2 protein-coding genes are annotated in these 5,916 nt (G+C 41.1%); both read right to left on the reverse strand.

The window, feature by feature from the left end:
- On the reverse strand, positions 1-5,585 hold a 5,585-nt coding region (locus tag BGO42_RS14435; RefSeq protein ID WP_286749443.1), incomplete at its 3' end, for a fibronectin type III domain-containing protein.
- A gap of 142 nt (positions 5,586-5,727) precedes the next feature.
- A partial coding sequence (locus BGO42_RS14440) for an OmpA family protein (protein ID WP_286748466.1) occupies positions 5,728-5,916 on the reverse strand: 189 nt, incomplete at its 5' end.

Genomic DNA, 5,916 nt, shown 5'->3' on the forward strand with positions numbered 1-5,916 from the left:
TCGCTGCCTTTTAATTCTATAACATAGAAGTAAGTACCGTCTGGTAGTTCATTTCCGCCATTGGATTGTCCGAACCACTGATTGGTGTAACCCGCTCCGTGTTTGAAGACTTCTGTTCCATAACGGTTGAAGATGCTTAATTTCTCAACATCAAAAGTAGATAGATCAAATGTGTCATTCAGTCCGTCGCCGTTTGGTGAAATACCTTTAGGGATTATACATGAAGTTGTAACTTCAAAACTACTTTCATCACTACAGATTGTAGCGCCAGAACCTGTCACTGCATAAATGTAGATTGTTTGAGTTATGGAAACAATGCTTCCGGCAGTTAATTGGCTTCCAGTTGCATTAGGTCCGGTGTAATAAACGTTTCCTGCTGGTAATGCTGGTAAGGTAAAGCCTCCACATTCTACAGTAACATTTGGTAATGTTGCCGCCTGAGGCGCGTTGTAGATCGTGATCGTGAAGCTATTCTCAGCAGTACATCCGGCTGATGTTTGCGTGTATACATATAATGTAGTTGTAGCATTAATATTGTTGCCAGCTACATACATTGTTCCTGTTCCACCTGTTCCGGTGTAGTAGTTGTTATTAGCAGACAAGGCTGGTAATACATACGTTCCACAAGCAGAAGTGTTTGCAGGAGCATCAGCAGTTGCAGTTTGTATTGTTACTATGAAGCTGCTTTCGTCTGTACAGAAGTTTGGAGCTGTACCTGATTTAGCATAAACATAAATAGTCTGCGAAGTTGTTACTGATGAACCAGCTGTTAGCATAGTTCCGGTACCGCCTGTTCCAGTGTAATAATTTGCATAAGATGGTAACGGCTGTAATAGGTAGCTGTTACATACTGTTTGATTTGGTATTACCGGAGCTGTGATTGTTGTTGTGATGGTTACATCAAAACTATCTTCAGCAGTACAACTTGGATTTGTAGTAGACTGTAAGTATACATAAATTGTTTGCGTAGTAGTAATCAGATCACCTGCATTTAGCATTGTTCCGGTTCCACCAGATCCAGTATAGTAATTACCAATTGTTAAAGCAGGTAATGTATAAGAGTTACATGCAGTAGCATCGTTTGGTGCCGTTACTGTAACGTTGTCGTTTGTTAATACAGTTTGTACTGTGTTCACACATCCGTTTAAGGTAACTTCTAAAGTATAGGTGCCTGCTTGAGAAACGGTTATTTGATTTGATGTTTCACCAGCAATAACGTTTCCGCCAAGTGACCATACATATGTTGCATCAGCTACATTGTAATTTGTAGGTGTTCCCACAATAGTTACAGGTGTACCACATGTTGAATATGTTGCAGGCATAGTTGTTGTTGGAGATGGTTTTACAACCAGATTAACAGGAACCACACCAAAACAAGTTGCAGCATTAGCACCTTCAACTCTAATATAGATAGTTTGTGAAGCACTTGTAAACGGTGTTGTTGAGCTGATTGGCGCAATATTACCGTTAGCATCAGCTAAAGTTGCATGGTAAGATACATTATAGGTAAATGAAGTATTTAAACCTGCTAAAACCTGACTTGTTAATGTACTTAAATCAAAATCGGCAATTCCGTCGTTACTCACATCGTCACAAACTTTATAGTCAGGAGGCGAAGTAGCTGTAACAGAAGGTCCGAAAGTGATGTTAACGCTATCCGTTGGATTGTTTGAACATGATGGTTTTGTAACTACAACAGTATATTCTCCGGATTCTGTAACAGTTAATGTCTGACCGGTTGCTCCAGGGATAACAAATCCTCCTTTAGACCATGTATAGGTTGTTGCGTTAACAATACCGGAATCTAAAGTGTAAGATGTTGCCCCACAAAGAATCTTATCAGGACCTAAGTCTACCGTACAAACGATATCACAGTTTGTCGATCCTGCTCCAGGTTGTCCCTGGTTTGTTTGAGCAAATGTAATATTACCGGCACTACCATTAAAGTTCGTGATCATAACCATATAGTATTGTCCTGCAACTGCATTGTTGATACTGAAGTTTTCAACAGAGGCAGTACTATAACTACAACCTACGTTTGCACCTAAATTTGTACAGGCAGCTGTAGGCGAAGCAAATGGTCCGTAAGCGATAAAGTCAACGTCAATTCCAGCTCCGGTTGTACTTGTTTGTGAAATCTGGAAGTTTAAGTTACCGGATTGTTGTACTTGTAAGAAGTACCAGGTTGGATTTGGAGTTGTGCTCAAACAAGCTACGTTTCCTAAGTTCGGTACCCCGATAGATCCTGGGAAAGTAATTGATGGAGACGTGTTGTTTGCACAGAATGCCTGAGCATCGGCACAAGTAATAACAGTTCCTACACAAAGATTAAATGTAATGTTTTGTGGTCCTGAAGCATTACTGTACACACGGATTTTATAGGTTTGTCCCGGAACTAAGTTGTTTGCCAAACTGTTGTTTGGATCACTACAATATAATTGTGTTAAGTTTCCGCACTGGTCACCCTGATATACCGTGTGGTATAAGTTTGCAGTGTTTAATCCTGTAGATGTTGTATTTAATAATGCAATATAGTGCTGTGTATGAGTAGCTGTAAATTCAAACCATACGTCGTCATCCGGCGTACCGCCTGTACAGGTATTAGGTGTTGTAGAAGCTGTTGCGCCAATAAGCGTTCCCGGAGTGGTTTGTCCGCAAAGAGAGTCTTCATTTACCGGTACGTGAATAGCGTTGGCACATTCGTCATTCGCAATTAAAGTAGCAAAAGTTCCTTTAATAGACCATGCGCTGATATCACTTGCGCTACAAATAGCTCTTACGTAGAAATCAAACTGAGTACCAGGTGTTAACGGTCCGTAAGTATATGGCGGAGGTGTGTTAACAATAGTTCCTGTTGCTCCTGGTAGTGGTGCAGGTGAACCGGCAGGAAGTACAATAACTTCCCATTGTGTTGCAGTTCCCATTTCTGTCCATCCAAGGTTGGCAGTAGTTTGAGTAATACCTGTAGCCGTTAAGTTTTTAGGCTTAGGACATGTTGGTACTGGTCCGCAGGTTACTGTAGCGTCCCATCCGGCACGAACAGCACTTCCATCGGAAGTAAACACGAATGTTAAACATGCTCCCGGAGTTGCCGATTCAAAAGGACCAGGCAAGTTAGCTGTTAAATCACCGGTAAATGTTCCTAATAACGTTCCTGTTGTTCCGTTTCCTTCATAAACTCTTAAGAAGTCGTAATTCGCTTCAGTATTAAAACTGTTGAATTGTACGGTAACAATATCCGTTGGATTTACTGGGCAAATAACAGTTGTTACGTTTTCACTGTTAGAGTAGTCACCACTGGCGCCTCCTGTATCATAAAAATGATCTCCGGCACAGTAGTTTGGTAATGTTTTTGTCGTTCTTGGTCCTGACCATGTACTCTTATCTGTTGGACTACAAATAGCTCTTACATAGAAGTCATAGCTTGTAGCCGAACTTAAACCGTTCAGTACATACGGAGATGGAGTATTGGTAATTGCAGTAATAGCTGTTCCCGGAATAGGGTTTGTGTTTGGAGATGGAGTTCCTGCCGGTACTGCCATAACTTCCCAGCTTGTAGCTGTTCCTGTTTCAACCCATGAAATCTGAGCCGAGTTCATTGTCGGATTGGTAACATTTACGGTAGTTGGTTTCGGACATGTTGGAGGTGCCGCACAAGTTACGGTAGCATCCCATCCCGGACGAATTCCACTTCCGTCTGAAGTAAATACAAATGTTAAACAAGCACCCGGAGCCGATTCAAATGGTCCTGGTAGGTTAGCACCTGTTAAGTTTCCGGAGTACGTGCCTAATAGTGTTCCTGCTGTTCCTGTTCCCTGATAAACTCTTAGGAAATCATAACCGGATTCTGTGTTGAAATTGTTAAATGTTACGGTAACCATATCTGTAGGGTTAACCGGGCAGATCGTTGTCGTTACATTTTCATTGTTAGCATAGTCACCGTTAAGTCCTCCTGTATCGAAGAAATGATCTCCTCCACAATAGTTTGGTAACGTTTTGAAAGGCTTAGGTCCTGACCATTGACTGAATGATCCGTCAGCACATTTTGCTCTTACATAATATTCGTAATCTGTTCCGGAAGCCAAAGGAGTTCCTGTAACTGTTGTAGTAGCTGTATAAGCCGGTGTACCGGTAACAGTTGTTCCTGTTCCGGTTGGGATTCCTGCTCCTAATGCCTGAACCACAACCTGCCATTCTGTAGCAGAAGAAGGGTTTGACCAGCTCAGGTTAGCCTGAGTCATTGTTATTCCTGAAACTGCCAAAGCTCCCGGAGGTGCACAGTTTACCTGTTGGATAACTAAAGTATATCCTGTAGATACAGGAGTTGAATTTGTTGAAATAACAAAATAGTAAGTTGTACCTGCGGTTACTGCAAAGTTCGTAATGTTACGAACAGTAGTACCGGAGTTACCCACACCTGCTAAACAGCTTGTTCCGATATTCGCACAGTTGTTGTAAACGAAAATACCCGAATAGGTTGCAGTAGGTGTCATTGAAATATCGATGATTCCTGTAGTGGCAGCAGTATAAGCATATACCACATCATTACCGGTCATGTAATTTGTAGTTGTACCACAACCTGTAGTACCCTGACTGGTTGTTATATGGTTTCCGTAGTTGGCGGTATTGTCCGTAGTAGAGTACGGTAAGCTGTTAATTACAATCGGAGCAGCACAGGTCTGACCTAATGAATTGGTTGTAAAGTAAAAAGGTCCGGCCCAGTTACTGAATACATCAGTAGGACCTCCTGTACATTTCGAACGCACGCGGTACTGGTAAACAGTTCCAGGCGTTAAATTGATTGCATTATATGGATTTGTTGTTATTGCTGTTCCTACGCCTGTTAATGGAGAAGCAGAAGGTACTACTTCAATTTCCCAGTTGGTAGAACCACTTGGGTTGGTCCATGATAAAGTAGCGGTAGAAGTCGTAATCGCGTTTGCAACACCATTAGTAGGATCTAAACATTGTTGAACTAAATTAATATCGTCAATGATAAATCTGTCACCTCCTACAGCAGCTGTAGGTTGTGTGTATACTCTTACAAAAGCAATGTATACCTCCTGATTTGCTGCTACAAGCGGTGTTAAGTTAATCACCTGTTCAGCATATACTCCTGCATTAGGAGATATTTGAGGCTCTGTTAACTCCACTATTTGTGTAGTAAAGTTCGCAAGAGTTGTTTGTGTTCCTGCAGTAACAATTGTAGATACACGGATCTGTAGTTTTGATCCCTGATCTCCGGCACGTCCTTGTTGTGCATAAAAACGTAACTGACCATTAGCCGGAACAGTTACCTTCGGGGAAATTAACCAATCTTCTTCGGTAACTCCCATCCCAACATTGATCCTTTCTACAGAGGCAGCATATTGTCCTGTGTGAGGAGGAGAAGTGGCTGAATTTGGCCCGCTGCGGACCCATAAATTTGTATCTGATGGTCCTGTTCCTACGCCATTATGAGTAACTGCCCACGTTCCTGATGCACTTGTTGGTGGAAAAACACCTTCAAAGCCTTCAGGAAAAACCTGTGAATAGCCCACAAAACTCAATAATGACATAAAAATTAATAAAGTAATTTTTTTCATAATTAATTCTATGATTTTTTGATAAGTTTAATCCCCAAATATAAAATAAAATTAGCAATTACTTAACATTGTATGTTAAAATTCACAAAAAAAGAGCAACCTGTAGGGTTGCTCTTTAGTTATTGTTAAATTGTTATATTCTTTATTTCTTAACAATTAAGAATTCAGATCTTCTGTTTTTCGCATATTCCTCTTCGGTGCAATTCTCACCACAGTTTACTTTCGGCTCGCTTTCGCCATATCCTTTACCGGATATTTTGTCTTTCGCGATTCCTTTAGAGATAATGTACTGAACGGTTGATTTTGCTCTTCTGTCGGACAGGTTCATGTT

The sequence above is a fragment of the Flavobacterium sp. 40-81 genome, assembly GCF_001898245.1.
In the GTDB taxonomy this organism is placed as follows: domain Bacteria; phylum Bacteroidota; class Bacteroidia; order Flavobacteriales; family Flavobacteriaceae; genus Flavobacterium; species Flavobacterium inviolabile.